Consider the following 16,406-nt stretch of genomic DNA (forward strand, 5'->3'; position numbering starts at 1 on the left):
GATCACAGTACGGGAAAATTGATGGATTAACTCGTTAGGGACACCGACGCGTGGAATTTCATTGGTTTTTCCGACACATGTTGCGAGTCGAATCATGAACCTCGAGCCAGAATTTTGACAGGTATCAATGTGCCGATATTTATGGCTATTATCCATGCATCAGATACTGCAGCTTGTTCATCTTCATACAGTTCTGCTCCCATGCAAAGTACATCAGATAGTTCTACTTTGACGACAGCATATTCACCTTTACCTGATGCGTAGACTTTTGCCCCTTCAATAACGCCGGACTCATCGGTACCTGCTGGTAATATAAATGCGTTCACAAATGCTTTATTTGGAATGTCATGTGTCCTAGTGAATGACGGGTGAAAACCTACCCAGCCTTGCTTGGATTTTTTGTAATTCCGAATTCGTACATTAGGGAGGCTACTGGTTGTCAATAGAGCCGTATCGCCTTGTATATTCTCAAGAAATCTGATGGGTACGCCTCGAATGACTGATGATGCAGGGGTCAGATTACGTATATTCATATTAGCGGCTGTATATTTATCAGTCATATGTATCCAGGGAATATAACCATCATCGAAGTCTCCCGTAGCGAGGAATTGCCGTTCAAGAGCATCCCCCATAGCATCGGTCATACTTTCAAGATCAACGCGCCCATGTCGCTTAGTTGCGTCTGACTGAACAGAATCTGACAGTGACTGCCTCAGCTTTTTTCGTCTTTCTGGTGTCATAGGATGAGGTGGTTGTCTATACATATTTCGAATACCCAATGTGTGCATTACATAAGATTCCAAGCTCTTAGTGGTTATATCCAAAGGCTGCCTGATCGACCAGTAGGAATATTGATTAAAAGCTAGACGTTATTCCTAAATTGATATGAACTTTGAAATAACAAATACCTCTAAAAGTATGTATAAAGCTGTTTTGTCAGCTTTAGGTATATCGGTAGAAATAAAAGTATCAAGTTACCAGTAGTGGAGGACAGGAAAGGAATCTCTATGGAATATGGCAGCCTTTTATCATCAAATAGGGCCTTTATTCTGGCCATTGCAGGTGCCGCTATTGGGCTGGGCAATATCTGGCGTTTTCCCTATATGGCGGGTGAGCATGGTGGCAGTCTTTTTTTTGTCCTGTACCTGTTCTTTGTTCTTCTATTAGGCATGCCGGTCATGATTTCTGAAATTATTATCGGTCGTGCAGGGCGCGCTAAACCTGCCACATCAATGCGTCAGTTGGCCGTTTTGTCCGGCGGCTCCCAGCACTGGGGCAAGCTGGCATGGCTAGGTACACTGGCTGCGTTGCTGATCTTGTCGTTTTACTGTGTGGTATCAGGCTGGGCGTTGTTTTATTTCATTCAGTCGGTGACCGGTCAATTAGGCCAACTGACCGCACGTCAGGCGCAGGATGTTTTCGAGACATTTCTGGCAGACCCGCTCACTGTTGTCAGTTTTCAGCTGGCATTTATTGTCATGACCCTGTGTGTCAGTGCGCGGAATATCACCAGTGGTATTGAGGCGCTGAATAACCTGATGATGCCATTGCTTTACGTGATACTGGTCGCCCTGGTCATTGTGACGTCACAATTTCCCGGATTTTCCAGTGCAGTCTCTTACCTCTTCACGCCCGATTGGCAGAAGTTGGAGTGGTCAGTCGCTCTGGAGGCTATGGGGCATGCATTTTTTACGCTTGCGGTGGGCGCCTGCTGCCTGATGGCTTATGGCGCTTATATGCCTGATCGGCAGTCGGTGTTTAAGGCGGCCGGTATTGTGATTGTGCTGGACCTGTTGGTTGCCGTGCTGACGGGGCTGGCCACCTTTTCCGTCGTGTTTTCGGAAGGGCTGGCACCGGCATCCGGCCCAGGGTTGATGTTTGAGACACTTCCCGTTGCGTTGGGCGGGCTACCAGGAGGGCTGTGGCTGCTGCCCCTGTTTTTCCTGCTGCTGGTCATTGCAACCTGGACGTCCTCAGTGAATCTGGCCGAACCGCTGGTTGTTGCTATTGCGAGAACCGGCAATTTCAGCAGGAAGAGGGCCGCGATGATAACGGGAGGCATTGTATGGCTGCTGGGATTGATTCCCGCATTGTCATTCAATATTTTCGATTCAGTACAGACCCAGTCCGGCCAAACGTTATTTGACCTGTTTACGGCGTTTCCTACTGACATCCTGCTGCCACTGACAGGTTTTTTGATACTGATATTTGCCGGCTTTGTAATGGATAAAGAGATTCTGGTGAGCCAACTGGGTATACACCAGAAACTGTTTAAACCCTGGCAGATCATTGTGCGTTATATCAGCCCGGCACTGGTTGTGCTGGTCTTTTCCTGGTCCTGGCTGCACTAAATTAAATGGTAATCTGGCCCCAGCGTCGGCGTTGCCAGACCGTCAGAAGTGCCGTCGAAAGCAACAGTTTCTGAAGTAGGAGAACAGACCACACGGCCGTCAGGCTGGCCGTGCCATCATGGGTGACCAGCCAGATGCCGGGTAACATGAACAGCCATAGCGTGCTGAATCGAATGGCCAGTACCGTTTTATTGGCCCCCGCACCCAATAGTGACTGGGTCAATACCAGGGCAAATGATTCAATGATGATACTGAGCCCCGCTAACTGAAGGGGGAATACCGCCAGTTTAACCAGTGTCTCATCACTACCGAGGAAGGGACCCAGAAACCATTCCGGGACGATCAGTACCGGTACACTGAGCAGTGTCAGGATGCCACAGGCCAGCAGCGAAACATCCAGCCCCCATCGCCAGGCCTCCTGTTGTTTGCCTGCGCCCAATGCGTGACTCACCAGCGTGGTTGATGCCATCCCAAGCCCGATACCCGGGAGAATCAGAACCAGTGAAATATTGATCAATACATGGGCAACAGCCATGGCCTCGCTACCCAGTCGGGCGATGAGCCAGAACATGAGCGACATGCCAAGGGCAAAACAGGTCTGTTGTGCTGAATCGGGAATGGCGAGGCGTACCAGGCGAACGAAACCTTGCCGTGACGGGAGCTTGAAACGAAGCCCCCCCTGCAGTGCTCGTTGACGGATAAAGTAGTGATTCAGTAGTGCGCCAAGGTACATGGCGATCAGGGTACCCGTGGCCGCCCCGGCGACGCCCATTGAGGGAAAGCCCAGCAGACCGTAAATCAGGATGTAGCTGATGATGGCATTGCATAAGTGCGTAAACAGCAGCAGGCGGAAGAATGCGCCGGATTCCCGAATGCCATTCCAGAATCCCCGGTATGAAAGGTTGAGCACGGCAGCGGGCAGGCTAAGGATCCGAATGGCAAAGTAGAGCGCGGCAGCTTCTGTCACTGCCTGATCCGCCTGGAAGATCGGCATAATGTTTCCGGCTTCCAGACTGAGCAGGATGCAGAGGGGGAGTGCAAAGAGTAAAGCAATCAGAAATCCACCACAGACGGGCTCCAGCGGATTACCCGCGCCTTCTCCTCGACGGCGCGCCACCTGGGCCTGGATAGCGGCAGACAAACCACTGATTAATCCGAAACTGACAAAAATCGCATAATTACCGGCCCCGACAGCCGCTAACGCCGACTCCCCCAGCTGACCCACCAGGAGCGTATCGACCAGGTTGATCAGGCTTTGTGAAAACATGGTGCCGATGATCGGCAGGCCAAGGGACAGAATTGTGCGGATACGGTCTTGCACAACTACCTCTATCGGTGGCTGAGGAAACGGGCCAAAGGCCCGTGTCTTATGCCGGATCGTAGTTCAGGTTTGGCGCCAGCCAGCGCTCTGCCTCTTCAAGCGTGATGGATTTTCGGGCTGCATAGCTTTCCACCTGATCCCGATCAATTTTGCCAACGGCAAAATATGTCGATTCCGGGTGAGAGAAGTACCAGCCGCTGACACTGGCAGTTGGGAACATGGCGAAATGTTCTGTCAGGCATACACTGGCTTGCTGTTCCGCATCGAGCAGGCGGAACAGGGTGGATTTCTCGGTATGGTCAGGACAAGCGGGATAGCCCGGTGCAGGACGGATGCCCCGGTAGGTTTCCCGGATCAGTTCGGTATTGCTGAACTGCTCATCAGGGCAATAGCCCCAGTATTCCTGTCTGACCCGTTCATGCATGTATTCCGCCAATGCTTCCGCAAGACGATCAGCCAGTGCCTTGACCATGATGCTGTTGTAATCATCATGGGCCGCTTCATAGTGCTTGGCGAGTGCTTCTGCCCCGATGCCGGCGGTTACTACGAACCCGCCGATATAGTCATGGATGCCGCTATCCCGTGGGGCAACAAAGTCAGCCAGGCTGGCGTTGGGTTTGCCGGGTACTTTCTGGGTCTGCTGGCGTAGATGGTGCAGCCTGGCAAGTTCTTCTGTCCGGTTCTCATCGTGATAGAGCACAATGTCATCGTGGTCTACCTGGCTGGCTGGCCAGAAGCCTATGACTGCTTTAGCCTGAATCTGGTCCTCACTGATCAGCTGTTGCAGCATGGCCCTGGCATCATTAAAGAGTTTGCGAGCCTCATTGCCGATCACTGCGTCATCGAAAATCTTTGGGTATTTGCCATGTAGATCCCAGGTAATGAAGAAAGGCGTCCAGTCGATGTAGTCAACCAGCGAAGCGAGTGAAACATCAATGTTGCGATGCCCCAGGAATGCCGGTCTTGGAGGCTGATAACCGTTCCAATCGATGGGGGTTTTATACTCGTGCAGCGTGCCATAAGGGCGTCGCTCTGCCTTGGGACGTCGGTTGGCATTACGTTCCCGAACCTTCTCGTACTCCGCCTTGGTGGAAGCGATAAACGCGTTTTTCCGCGTTTTGCTCAATAATTGTGTCGCCACACTGACGCTGCGGGAAGCATCCGGAACATAGATAACGGCATCCTGCTTGTAACAGGGCTCTATCTTGACTGCCGTGTGGGCGCGTGAAGTGGTTGCTCCGCCGATCAGCAGTGGAATGCTGAATGATTGGCGCTCCATCTCACGGGCGACATGCACCATCTCATCAAGGGAAGGCGTAATCAGGCCGGAGAGGCCGATGATATCGACATTTTCGTCGCGAGCTGTCTGCAGAATTTTCTCGCAAGGTACCATGACGCCAAGGTCGATTACTTCGTAGTTGTTACACTGCAGGACAACTCCAACGATATTTTTACCGATATCGTGGACATCGCCTTTGACGGTAGCCATCAGGACCTTGCCCTTGCTTTGGGTCTTGCCGTTTTTTTCCTCTTCGATAAAAGGCACCAGGTGCGCGACGGCCTGTTTCATCACCCGTGCGCTCTTGACCACCTGGGGCAGGAACATCTTACCTTCGCCAAACAAATCGCCAACGACGTTCATGCCATCCATCAGCGGGCCTTCGATGACCTCAATGGGACGTGACGCAGCGAGTCGGGCCGCTTCGGCATCTTCTGTGATGTAGGTCGTGATCCCTTTGACCAGTGCGTGCTCAAGCCGTTTGTTGACGGGCCATTCGCGCCAGGCCTGGTCTTCTTCGGGCTTTTCAACACTGCCATCGCCACGGTACTTGTCGGCAATCGTCAGCAGGGCTTCGGTTGCACCGTCGTGTCGGTTGAGTACGACGTCCTCGACACCGTGTCGCAACTCTTCTGGAATATCTTCATAAATGGCCAGCTGGCCGGCATTCACGATGCCCATATCCATACCCGCACGAATCGCGTGATACAGAAACACGGCATGAATCGCTTCACGTACCGGGTTATTACCACGGAAAGAGAAGGACACATTACTTACCCCGCCAGAGATCATGGCGTGAGGTAAATTCTCTTTAATGAAGCGGGTGCTGTTGATGAAGTCGACAGCATAATTGTTGTGTTCATCAATACCGGTAGCGACAGCGAAGATATTGGGATCAAAAATAATGTCCTGGGGCGGGAAATCCAGCTGATTGACCAGAATATCGTAGGAACGCTGGCAGATGGCATTCTTGCGCGCTTCGGTATCCGCCTGGCCGGTCTCATCAAACGCCATGACCACAACTGCCGCGCCGTAACGCTTGCAGAGCAGTGCCTGTTCCCGGAAGTTGTCTTCACCTTCTTTGAGGCTGATCGAGTTAACGATACCTTTGCCCTGGATACACTTGAGGCCGGCTTCGATGATCTCCCATTTTGAGGAGTCAATCATGATTGGCACACGGGAAATGTCCGGCTCAGAAGCAATAAGGTTGAGGAACCGCACCATGGCCCGAAGGCTATCCAGCATGCCTTCATCCATATTGATATCAATGACTTGCGCGCCATTCTCAACCTGGGTTCTCGCCACATCCAGCGCTGTATCGTAGTCCTCTTCCTTGATAAGACGTTTGAAGGCCGCCGAGCCGGTAATGTTGCAGCGCTCGCCGACATTGACAAACAGGGAGTCCGCATTGATGTTGAAAGGCTCCAGGCCACTCAAACGACAGGAAACGGGTATATCGGGAATGCGTCGGGGAGGGAGTGACGTCACGCGGCGCGCAATTTCGGCAATATGTGCGGGGCTGGTGCCGCAGCAACCGCCGATGATATTAACCAGCCCAGAACGGGCAAATTCTTCAACGACATCGGCCATCTGTTCCGGTGTTTCGTCATATTCCCCGAATTCATTCGGCAGTCCGGCATTGGGGTGCGCACTGACGTGGGTATTGGCTTTAGTCGCCAGCTCCTGCACGTAAGGGCGAAGCTCTTTGGCGCCCAGGGCACAGTTCAGGCCTATGCTGACAGGCTTTGCATGGGAAACGGAGTTCCAGAAGGCTTCGGTGGTCTGGCCGGACAGGGTTCTGCCGGAAGCATCCGTAATCGTCCCGGAAATCATGATGGGTAATTCAAACCCCAGCGCTGCATAAACATCCTGCACGGCAAAGATTGCCGCTTTTGCGTTAAGGGTATCAAACACGGTTTCGATCAGAATGATGTCAGCGCCACCCTCGATCAATGCACGGGTTGCTTCGCGGTAACCTTCCGCCAGTTCATCAAATGAGGTGTTGCGAAAACCGGGGTCATTGACGTCCGGTGAAATGGACGCGGTCCGGCTGGTAGGGCCGAGGACGCCTGCAACAAAGCGGGGTTTTTCTGGCGTCTCTAGCGTCATGGCGTCTGCCACGTTCCGGGCAAGACGGGCGGATTCCCGGTTGATCTCACTGACATGGCCTTCCATGCCGTAATCCGCCATGGCGACTGCTGTGGCGTTGAAAGTATTGGTTTCCAGAATGTCGGCGCCGGCGTCGAGGTAGGCGCGGTGGATACTTTCAATGATGGCCGGTTGGGTCAGTGACAGCAGGTCATTATTGCCTTTCAGGTCTGAAGGCCAGTCCTGGAAGCGTTTCCCCCGGTAATCAGCTTCCTCGAGTTTGTGTTCCTGGATCATGGTTCCCATGGCACCGTCCAGAATCAGGATGCGGTTGGCTAAGGCGTCGTGCAGCAGGCTGATACGTTTCTCTCTGGACATCGTTATTGTTTCGTCTGGCCTTGGATGGATTAGCGCAGCGCAATAGTACCAGAATTATTCCTTGCAATGGGATGGGGCAATGGAAATGCCGCACGCGCGCTGGCATTCCCATTGTTTTTGCGGTCAAGCCTGGACGGTGGGCTGGTGAGGGGTAGAAAACAGTTTAAACGCAATGGTCAGAATAAGCGCAATACCCAGTGTGGTAGCGGTCAACATCGCCAGCGGCAGGGTGCTGCTATGATCAATCTTACCCGCAAGGGTGCTGACCAGGCTGGCAACCAGCATTTCCAGGAAGAATATCAGGCCGGACGCGGTACCCACATGCTTCTTCAGATGGCTGAGTGCATTCGCCTGGCAGGCAGGCATGAACAGACCCAGGCCTGCTTCATAGATCGCGATACCGGCGACATAACCGATAATGGATTGTCCGTCAGTGATCAGGGCGCTGATTACGGCGACCAGTGTACCTGTGATCAGGATGCACCAGGCCAGTCGCTGGCTGCCGGCTTTGCCCAGCCAATCGGTAATGCGACCTGCCAGCAGGCTGCTGCCAATATACGCACCCATGATGACCGCGAACAGCATGCCATAGGTTTTCGGGGCAAGCTCAAAATGACCGATCAGGACAAAGGGCGCGCTGGCGACAAAGACAAAAGCGCCTGAGAATGCCAGAGCTGCGGTCAGGGTCAGGCTCATGAAGCGACGATCGCTGAACAGGTCACGGTAACCGGCCAGCATACCGGCCAGGGATGTCTCGGTATCCGGGGTGTTGCTTTCCGGCAACAGGCTGACCGCGCTGGCGACAAAGGCACCGAATACTATCATGGCCATAAAGCTGGAATGCCAGCCAAACCATTCCTGCAACACGCCACCGATAATGGGGGCTACCATGGGGGCGATGCAGAGGGTCGCGCTGATCATGCCAAGGATTCTGACATCATTTTTGTCTTTATAGAGGTCCCGGGCAATGGCGCGGGAAAGCGCGGTGCCGAAGCAGCCAGCCACGGCCTGAAGGAATCGTGCGGCAATAAACACTTCAATGCGGCTGGTCCAGAGAATGACGCCAGTGGCAATCAGATACACCAGATAACCGGCAAGCAGGGTTTTGCGACGGCCGAATCGATCAGAGAGCGGGCCGCAGATCAGCATGGATACGGAAAAACCGATCATGAATATGCTAACGGTCCACTGAGTGACGGCGGCGGAGCTGCCAAAGGCGTCAGTAATGGCTGGCAGGGAAGGGGTAAACAGGTCTATGGAAAGCGGTCCGACCATGGCGCTCAATACGAGAATGAGCATAACCAGGCCTGAATGTCGATTATGATCGATTTTCAGCACATTGCCACCGGGGATATAGAGGAAAAAAGGCGGCAAAATAGCGATGTCTTGTCTAACGGGCAATCCGTGGAATTACTTCTTGTTCTATAGAATGCGAGAACCTGGCCTTTAACTGAGTGGTTTGGTCGGCTTTTCAGCGGGTCAGGACAGGAGTAGAATTCAGCCAACAGCGATCAAACTACAGGCAGTAATAACGTTGACTACCACGGATCTCAATATCGATATTACCCCATCCGCTCAGGATTATCTGCGTGAACTGCTGGATAAGCAGTCGGTCGAAGGTATTGGTGTGCGTCTGTTCGTAACGCAGCCCGGTACTCCTCATGCTGAAACCTGCCTGGCGTACTGCAAACCGGGTGAGCACAAGGAAGCCGATCTCAAGATCGAATTGGAAAAGTTTGATGTCTGGATTGAGGCGGAAAGCGAAGAGTACCTGGAAGAAGCGACCATTGATTATGCGACCGATCGAATGGGTGGTCAGCTGACCATCAAGGCACCGAATGCCAAGACGCCAAAAATTGGCGACGATAGCTCGCTGGATGCCAAGATCAATTATTACCTGACCACCGAGATCAACCCGGGGCTGGCCTCCCACGGCGGCATGGTTCAGCTGGTCGAGATTGATGAAGGGGTTGCGATTCTCCAGTTTGGTGGCGGTTGCCAGGGCTGCGGCATGGTCGATGTGACTCTGAAAGACGGGGTAGAAAAAACGTTGAAGGATCGCATTCCTGAGCTGGTCGGTGTCCGTGATGTCACTGACCACTCGAATCGGGACAATGCTTTTTATAAGTAAAGGCAGGTTCCGGACAGAAAAAAGGCCTGAATAATCAGGCCTTTTTTATTTTCCCATTTTTTGCATCCAGCCTTATTGATTGTGCGTACTCTCAGGCGTTGGAACAAAAAACGGGCTAGGGGAGCGCATAACAGAATGAAGAATAAGCTGAAATCAATTTTCATCAGTACGTATATTACAGCACTGCTGTTAGGTACCGCTGTCGCCATTTGGCATCTGGTTGCAGGACGTTCTGGAGCTTGGCTGAGCGTATTAATCGCCTTGTCACCCGCTCTGTTGTTCTTTGTGAGGCTGTTTGTGCGTCCCATCGCTCGTACCAGTCAACATCTTTATGGGTTATTAGGTTTTGCCGCTATTGGGGCCTGTTCCACACTGATCCTGTCACCTGCGAGTTGGGTTCCTTTTTCACTGAGCCTGGTGGTCGGACTAGGTGGCGGAGTTCTTTATGTATTCTGGTATTCGCGGTTAAGTCGTCCAGAGAATGATCGGTTGGTCGTGGGGCAGCGATTACCGCTGTTTACGGTGATGGATACTGATGGAAATCTCATTCCGTCAGATACATTCCAAGGACGTCCACATCTATTGCTTTTCTTTCGTGGCAACTGGTGTCCATTGTGTATGGCGCAGATACGAGAAGTCGCAGCCCAATACCGGGAATTACATGCGCGAGGTGTGAGAGTCGCACTGGTCAGCCCGCAGCCTCACGAGAATACCCAGGCACTTGCGCAGCGGTTTGACGTTCCCATGGAGTTTTATACCGATTCTGATAATAAAGCGGCTCATGCCCTGAAAATCAATCATGATGCTGGGCTGCCTGAAGGGTTGCAGGTGATGGGGTATGACTCAGACACCGTTTTTCCGACGGTGATTATGACCGATGCTGGTGGACATATCATCTTTGTTGATCTCACGGACAACTATCGTATCAGGCCAGAACCTGATGTTTTCCTGAGTATTCTTGATAAATATATAAAGTAAGTATTATATACAATCATATACCTTTAGTAATAAAAATAACCTGACAGACCTGAGTATCGAAAGGGCGCATAAATTAATGTGCCCTAATTCATTAGTTAATCATGGTTGATGATAGGTAATGCTAATGATGCAGTAACAGGTTTCTTTCTCTTCCACGAGGATAACAATCTCATCATCAATAGTTTTCCCCATCAGTGCACGGGCCAGAGGGGAATCCATGCTGAGCAGGCCGTTTTTCAAGTCAAATTCGTCAGGGCCTACAACTCGCCAGGTAGTTTCTATGCCTTCTCCATCTTCAACGGTAACCCAGGCGCCAAAGTAGACACGGCTGGTATCCTCGGGCAAAGTAGTAACAACTGTGAGCTGATCCAGTCGCTTACGCAGAAAGCGAACGCGACTGTCAATCTGGCGCAGTAGCTTCTTGCCGTAGATGTATTCGGCATTTTCCGACCGGTCACCCAGCGCCGCCGCTTCAGAAACGGCCTGTGTGACTTGCGGTCGCTGGGTTCGCCAGAGATAATCAAGTTCGTCCTTGAGCGTGGTGTACCCTTCAGGCGTAATGTAAAAGGATCCGGGCTTGCGTGATGGTCGGTATCGGGACATGGGACTTTTACGTATCCTTGTCAGTTACTGATAGGAAGCATGAAAAAAATGCGATATCTTACGCGGCTTTTTTAAACCCTGTTGGCACTGAGACCTGTGAAGCGTTACAAACAGAGCATACTGTCAGACTACTTTGTTACGATAGGACACTCTGGCCCTGCGCATGTTGTCGAGGCCAATTTCGATATAGAGTCCAGCCAGGATCGTACACTCTGCACCGATGTCATCCAGGCCACCTGGCGGTTTGAGGTGCTTACGAATAAGCATTTGCCAAGCATTTGCCCGATCTGTATCGCCATCCTTGATCGTCGTATCAGCAATATGCCCCGCCTCAAGCGTCATGTCCTGGTAGAAACCGTGAAACCCCTGCAGTTTGAGTTGCCAGTCTGCCAGCTGGGCCTTGATTTTTAACTGGACCATAAAAAAGGGCAAGTTCAACTTGCCCTTTTCGTAAACTATCTTGTCATTACAATGCATCTGACCGGTCACGCACCGGCAATATCTCTCTCAGTTTTTCAGCCATCTTCTTGATGGTTTCTTCCGTGGTATGCCAGTCAATACAGGCATCGGTGACTGAAACACCATATTTCAGTTCGCTGAGATCTTCCGGGATCGACTGGCTGCCCCAGCCTAAATTACTCTCAATCATCAATGATGTGATGGAATTGTTGCCTTCCAGAATCTGGTTGGTGACATTCTCCATTACCAACGGCTGCAGGCTGGGATCTTTATCCGAGTTCGCATGGCTGCAGTCGATCATGATATTGGGGGCAATGTCCGCTTTTCTCAGCGCCTGCTCACACAGGGCAACACTGACGGAATCATAATTGGGCTTCCCGTTGCCACCACGCAGTACGACATGGCCGTATTTGTTCCCCTTGGTATGCGTGATCGCTACCTGTCCTTTCTTATCAATACCGAGGAAGCGATGGGGGCTGGACACAGACTGCAGCGCATTAATGGCGACCGTGAGGCTCCCATCAGTACCATTCTTGAAACCAACCGCAGAGGAAAGGCCACTGGCCATTTCACGGTGCGTCTGCGATTCAGTGGTACGGGCACCAATGGCAGACCAGGAAATCAGATCCTGCATATATTGTGGTGTAATGGGATCCAATGCTTCGGTGGCGGTTGGTAATCCCATTTCAGCAATATCCATCAATAACCGACGGGCGATATGAAGCCCTTCCTCGATTTTGAATGAATCATTCAGGTAGGGGTCGTTGATCAGTCCCTTCCAGCCGGTGGTGGTGCGGGGCTTTTCAAAATAGACTCGCATGACCAGATATAGCGTATCTGAAACTTCCTCTGCCAGCTTCTTGAGTTTTTCAGCATAATCACGCGCAGCATCAACATCGTGGATAGAGCAGGGGCCTACCACAAGAAACAGACGTTTGTCGGTTCCACTCAGGATATTGCGCACCGTCTGCCGCCCCAGGGTCACGGTGTCGCGCGCCGTATCACTCAACTGGATTTCAGCTTTAATCTGTTCCGGGGTGACGAGGATTTCCTGGGATTCAATATTCAGATCGTCGATCGGTAACTGTGCCATAGCGTCTTTCACTTCCGGTCATGCGTAATGGAATAGTTATAATCCGGATTCCCTTTGCGTAGAATCCCGCGTCAAGAGTAATGTATTGGTTACCTTTCGACAATCTATGGGACGGATAAACAACGTTTACGCAGCGATATGAACGTGTCTTCGCATCAATAGAAATAGTGAGGTGAACATTGCAGTCACGAATGAAATGCGCGACGTAACACGTTGAAAAAAAAGATAATTCAAATTTGCGTCAGGCTTCATCCTTTATTTACGCGATGCTTACGTAATTAGGTGTCAAACGCAATAGACACCGTGAACTCCCACCATATAATCCGTCGAAAATAGAAACGGGTTCATCAGAAACCCGATTGTCTCTGTAAAACACTTTATAAACTGTCTTCTGGCTGCTTAATGAAAACCTGTTGGTTGTGACAGGCCATTACGCATTTGGTAAGTCATTCCTATTAGCTTTTAGTGCTCCTTTTCCTCCGGGGAGGAAGGGCTCTTCTGTTATTAGAGCATTTCAATGAATCGAGCGGTAAAAATCCTGCTGGCAGGTGTCTGTATTAACCTGTGCATGGGTGTTCTCTATGCCTGGAGTGTATTAAGTAAGGCATTGGTCAGTGAATGGGGTTGGTCCAACGCCAGCGCCTCTATGCCCTATACCGTGGGTATCGTTACATTTGCTGCTGCCGTACTGTGTTCCGGTGTTCTGCAGGATCGTATGGGTCCGCGTAAGATGGTTATCCTGGGCACCACGCTGGTTGGTCTGGGCATGATCGCATCAAGCTTCGTTGCTAATCCTGTCGGTCTCGTGTTGACCTTTGGTGTGCTGGTCGGTACCGGTATCGGTTTTGCCTATGCCTGCCTGAGCCCTTCTGCGATGAAATGGTTCCATCCGTCCAAGAAAGGACTGGTGAATGGCCTGATCGCCGGTGGTTTTGGTATGGCACCACTTTACCTGGCGCCGACCACATCCGCTTTGATCGGCACTGTGGGTATCAGCAGTGCGTTCCTGTACCTTGGTATTGGTGTGCTGCTGGTTGCTGTACCGCTGTCTTTCACCATCGTCAACCCACCGGCTGGCTATACCCCGGCACAGCCTCGTGGTCTTAAGGACGCAGGTAATGGAGGCACTGCAGCAGCTGATTTCAACTGGCGCCAGATGCTGAAGACCCGTCAGTTCTATTACCTGTGGGTCATGTTTGCATTTGCCTCTTCTGCAGGTCTGATGCTGATCGGTAACATTACTACCATCGCTAGTGTTCAAGGTGGTATTGCCAATGCCGCGTACCTGGTGTCTATCCTGGCGCTGTTCAATACCTGCGGCCGTGTTTTGATGGGTATGCTGTCTGACAAGATTGGCCGTATCCAGACGCTGCTGCTGGTTTTTGTTCTGCAGGGCGTAAACATGATGATCTTCCCGATGCTCTCTACTGACATGGGCTTCATCTTCGGCGCGATGCTGGCGGGTATCGGTTACGGCGCGCTGCTGAGCGTATTCCCGTCTATCACTGCGGATTACTATGGCCTGAAGAACTACGGCAGCAATTTCGGTGTGCTGTACTCCGCATGGGGTGTGAGTGGTTTCATTGGCCCGGTGGTCGCAGCCGTGGTTGTCGATGCTACCGGTTCTTTTGCGATTGCCTATACCGTTTCAGCCGTCATGCTGGGTATTGCTGGTGTTCTGGCTCTCTTCACCAAGCCCGTTACCGAGCTTCCTGAAGAGCAGCAGGCGCCGCTTGTGGCTGCTTGATGTCTGAATGATTTTTTTAGCCCGCTTAGGCGGGCTTTTTTATTTTTGGCATTTCTATAACTCATCGTACAAATCCCGTCTTTTTATCTTGTACGGCAGTAGTACACTGGCAGTCACTGATTCATACCAAGAACGCCACGCATGCCGGATACATTGAACGACAAACTGGTTGTTGCTATCTCATCACGGGCCCTGTTCAACCTTGAGGCTGGCCACAAGGTCTTTGAAGAAGAGGGGCTGGAAGCCTATCGCCATTACCAGGTAGCGCATGAAGACTGTGTGCTTGAACCCGGTGAAGCATTCCCGCTGGTTAGAAAACTGCTCAATATCAATCACCTCCTGGGTGATGTGTCGCGGGTTGAGGTGATTCTCCTGTCACGCAACAGTGCGGATACCGGACTCCGTGTCTTCAATTCCATTGAAGAGTATGGGCTGGATATCCGGCGCGCTGCATTTTGTGGTGGCGAAAGTCCGTACCGTTATGTCCCGGCATTTAATTCCCACCTGTTTCTCTCAACGGATGTTGATGATGTACGAAAGGCGCTGGCGGATGGTTTTGCCGCTGCAACGGTGCTGTCGTCGATTTCCAAGGAGCGCCAGGAAACCGATGAACTTCGCATTGCGTTCGATGGCGATGCCGTGATTTTTTCTGATGAAGCCGAGCGTGTCTATCAGCAGTCTGGCCTGCAGGCCTTTACGGAAGCGGAGCGTTCGTCTGCCCATCAGCCATTACCAGGTGGTCCTTTTAAACCCTTTCTGGCGATGATTCAGGATATCCAGCTGGAGTTCGGTGAGCGCCATTGCCCGATTCGAACGGCGTTGGTGACAGCGCGGAGCACAACAGCCCATGAGCGAGTGATTCGCACACTGCGCTCATGGAATATCCGTCTTGATGAAGCCATCTTCCTCGGCGGGTTGGATAAGGGCGCATTCCTCAAAGCCTTTCAGGCGGATATGTTTTTTGATGACCAGGTGCGTCATTGTGACTCAGCGCGGGCGCATGTCAGTACCGGACATGTTCCTCACGGCGTCACCAATGAATCAAAAGAGGGTGTATTTTATACCGAGTCCCAGCAGGAGGAGTGACAGTACACGCTGGAGGAATACATCCGGTAATTTGTGCCCAACCTTTGTGCCGAGGTAAATGGCAGGCAGGGAGCCAATCAGTAGCGCTCCAAGTAGCTGGAAATCAACATTCCCCAGGTAGAGGTGACCCAGGCCGCCAGCCAGTGTCAACGGAACGGCATGGGCCAGGTCTGTCCCGACGATTCGGCTTGCGGACATCACCGGATAGAGCAGAATCAGAATCGCTGTACCGAGTGCGCCCGCGCCAACCGATGACAGTGTCACGAATACACCCAGCAAAACGCCCATTATGACGGTAATGAATGCAGCACTTTTGTCACTTAAAACGGGGGCATGCCTTAGCAGCTGTTTTCTTAACAACAAGACGACAGACGATAGGATCAACATAAAGCCCAGCGACACGGTCAGTACATCCGTATAACTGTCACTGCCGGTAAAAAACAGGTCAAGGGCTACAATAGTGAGGCCTGCGGCTGGCAGGCTGCCGACAGCCATTCGTTTCACCACTGACCAATTGATGCTTTTCTGACGATGATGGGCGAACACGCCGCCCGCCTTGGTAATGGATGCGTACATCAGGTCAGTACCGATAGCGACAGGGGCGGGGAACCCAAACAGTAACAGCAGAGGGGTCATCAGCGATCCTCCCCCGATGCCTGTCAATCCTACGGCGAATCCGACGCCCGCGCCCGCAACGATATAAAGCAGTGCATCCATGAATAAATTATGGTCTAAAGTTATAAGTATTCTTCGTAAGCATAGTATTCGCACTTAACACGCCATCGAAAGATTGATGTGTATCAATGAAGCAAGTGCGGTGGTAAATGTAGCGATAAGCTACTATTCTATAAAAGAATATTTATTCATATTTTTATGCTTCATTCGAATAATG

The 16,406-nt window shown here is 51.7% G+C and carries 13 protein-coding genes; 5 read left to right on the forward strand and 8 right to left on the reverse strand.

Annotated elements, in window-relative coordinates; genetic code table 11:
* Positions 1–92: 92 nt before the first annotated feature.
* Positions 93–788, reverse strand: coding sequence for a hypothetical protein (locus KHS78_RS12840; protein ID WP_211828868.1), 696 nt, complete (start codon positions 786–788; stop codon positions 93–95).
* 219 nt (positions 789–1,007) lie between these two features.
* Here KHS78_RS12840 and KHS78_RS12845 point away from each other — a divergent pair, with 219 nt between their 5' ends.
* The gene (locus KHS78_RS12845) at positions 1,008–2,351 is read left to right on the forward strand and encodes a sodium-dependent transporter (RefSeq protein WP_211828869.1); all 1,344 of its coding nucleotides are present in this window, start codon (positions 1,008–1,010) and stop codon (positions 2,349–2,351) included.
* Between the two features lies 1 nt (position 2,352).
* On the opposite strand, the gene KHS78_RS12850 is transcribed toward KHS78_RS12845, so the two are convergent.
* The 3 genes from KHS78_RS12850 to KHS78_RS12860 all read right to left on the reverse strand — a co-directional run bounded on the left by KHS78_RS12850 (position 2,353) and on the right by KHS78_RS12860 (position 8,818).
* Entirely contained in the window at positions 2,353–3,672 is a 1,320-nt protein-coding gene (locus KHS78_RS12850; protein ID WP_211828870.1) for an MATE family efflux transporter, read from the reverse strand.
* 46 nt (positions 3,673–3,718) lie between these two features.
* The gene (gene metH, locus KHS78_RS12855; protein ID WP_211828871.1) at positions 3,719–7,417 is read right to left on the reverse strand and encodes a methionine synthase; all 3,699 of its coding nucleotides are present in this window, start codon (positions 7,415–7,417) and stop codon (positions 3,719–3,721) included.
* 123 nt (positions 7,418–7,540) lie between these two features.
* On the reverse strand, positions 7,541–8,818 hold the full coding sequence (locus tag KHS78_RS12860; RefSeq protein ID WP_211828872.1) for a multidrug effflux MFS transporter: 1,278 nt from the start codon (positions 8,816–8,818) through the stop codon (positions 7,541–7,543).
* Positions 8,819–8,945: 127 nt separating this feature from the next.
* Here KHS78_RS12860 and nfuA point away from each other — a divergent pair, with 127 nt between their 5' ends.
* Positions 8,946–9,548: a Fe-S biogenesis protein NfuA gene (gene nfuA / locus KHS78_RS12865; RefSeq protein ID WP_211828904.1), complete on the forward strand. Its 603-nt coding sequence runs from the start codon at positions 8,946–8,948 to the stop codon at positions 9,546–9,548.
* Positions 9,549–9,683: 135 nt separating this feature from the next.
* Positions 9,684–10,526 carry a redoxin domain-containing protein gene (locus KHS78_RS12870; protein WP_211828873.1) on the forward strand — a complete coding sequence of 281 codons (843 nt, stop codon included), beginning with the start codon at positions 9,684–9,686 and terminating at the stop codon, positions 10,524–10,526.
* 99 nt (positions 10,527–10,625) lie between these two features.
* Here KHS78_RS12870 and greB read toward each other — a convergent pair whose 3' ends face one another.
* The 3 genes from greB to KHS78_RS12885 all read right to left on the reverse strand — a co-directional run bounded on the left by greB (position 10,626) and on the right by KHS78_RS12885 (position 12,681).
* Positions 10,626–11,129 carry a transcription elongation factor GreB gene (greB, locus tag KHS78_RS12875; protein WP_211828874.1) on the reverse strand — a complete coding sequence of 168 codons (504 nt, stop codon included), beginning with the start codon at positions 11,127–11,129 and terminating at the stop codon, positions 10,626–10,628.
* A gap of 123 nt (positions 11,130–11,252) precedes the next feature.
* On the reverse strand, positions 11,253–11,549 hold the full coding sequence (locus tag KHS78_RS12880) for a hypothetical protein (protein ID WP_211828875.1): 297 nt from the start codon (positions 11,547–11,549) through the stop codon (positions 11,253–11,255).
* Between the two features lie 46 nt (positions 11,550–11,595).
* Positions 11,596–12,681 (reverse strand): 3-deoxy-7-phosphoheptulonate synthase, encoded by a 1,086-nt coding sequence (locus KHS78_RS12885; protein WP_211828876.1) that lies wholly within the window; start codon positions 12,679–12,681, stop codon positions 11,596–11,598.
* 517 nt (positions 12,682–13,198) lie between these two features.
* Here KHS78_RS12885 and KHS78_RS12890 point away from each other — a divergent pair.
* Together KHS78_RS12890 and KHS78_RS12895 are read left to right on the forward strand one after the other, a co-directional pair.
* Positions 13,199–14,428: an L-lactate MFS transporter gene (locus KHS78_RS12890; protein ID WP_211828877.1), complete on the forward strand. Its 1,230-nt coding sequence runs from the start codon at positions 13,199–13,201 to the stop codon at positions 14,426–14,428.
* A gap of 141 nt (positions 14,429–14,569) precedes the next feature.
* Positions 14,570–15,514: a 5'-nucleotidase gene (locus KHS78_RS12895; protein ID WP_211828878.1), complete on the forward strand. Its 945-nt coding sequence runs from the start codon at positions 14,570–14,572 to the stop codon at positions 15,512–15,514.
* Here the strand turns inward: KHS78_RS12895 and KHS78_RS12900 are convergent.
* On the reverse strand, positions 15,470–16,231 hold the full coding sequence (locus KHS78_RS12900; RefSeq protein WP_211828879.1) for a sulfite exporter TauE/SafE family protein: 762 nt from the start codon (positions 16,229–16,231) through the stop codon (positions 15,470–15,472). The genes KHS78_RS12895 and KHS78_RS12900 overlap by 45 nt on opposite strands.
* Positions 16,232–16,406 lie beyond the last annotated feature (175 nt).

The sequence above is a fragment of the Kistimonas asteriae genome (assembly GCF_018263925.1).
Taxonomy (GTDB): domain Bacteria; phylum Pseudomonadota; class Gammaproteobacteria; order Pseudomonadales; family Endozoicomonadaceae; genus Kistimonas; species Kistimonas asteriae.

Coding starts and splice junctions, on each gene's coding strand:
- KHS78_RS12840 (WP_211828868.1), bottom strand. CDS start 788: ATGCACACATTGGGTATTCGAAATATGTATAGACAACCACCTCATCCT.
- KHS78_RS12845 (WP_211828869.1), top strand. CDS start 1,008: ATGGAATATGGCAGCCTTTTATCATCAAATAGGGCCTTTATTCTGGCC.
- metH (WP_211828871.1), bottom strand. CDS start 7,417: ATGTCCAGAGAGAAACGTATCAGCCTGCTGCACGACGCCTTAGCCAAC.
- KHS78_RS12870 (WP_211828873.1), top strand. CDS start 9,684: ATGAAGAATAAGCTGAAATCAATTTTCATCAGTACGTATATTACAGCA.
- greB (WP_211828874.1), bottom strand. CDS start 11,129: ATGTCCCGATACCGACCATCACGCAAGCCCGGATCCTTTTACATTACG.
- KHS78_RS12880 (WP_211828875.1), bottom strand. CDS start 11,549: ATGGTCCAGTTAAAAATCAAGGCCCAGCTGGCAGACTGGCAACTCAAA.
- KHS78_RS12885 (WP_211828876.1), bottom strand. CDS start 12,681: ATGGCACAGTTACCGATCGACGATCTGAATATTGAATCCCAGGAAATC.
- KHS78_RS12890 (WP_211828877.1), top strand. CDS start 13,199: ATGAATCGAGCGGTAAAAATCCTGCTGGCAGGTGTCTGTATTAACCTG.
- KHS78_RS12895 (WP_211828878.1), top strand. CDS start 14,570: ATGCCGGATACATTGAACGACAAACTGGTTGTTGCTATCTCATCACGG.
- KHS78_RS12900 (WP_211828879.1), bottom strand. CDS start 16,231: ATGGATGCACTGCTTTATATCGTTGCGGGCGCGGGCGTCGGATTCGCC.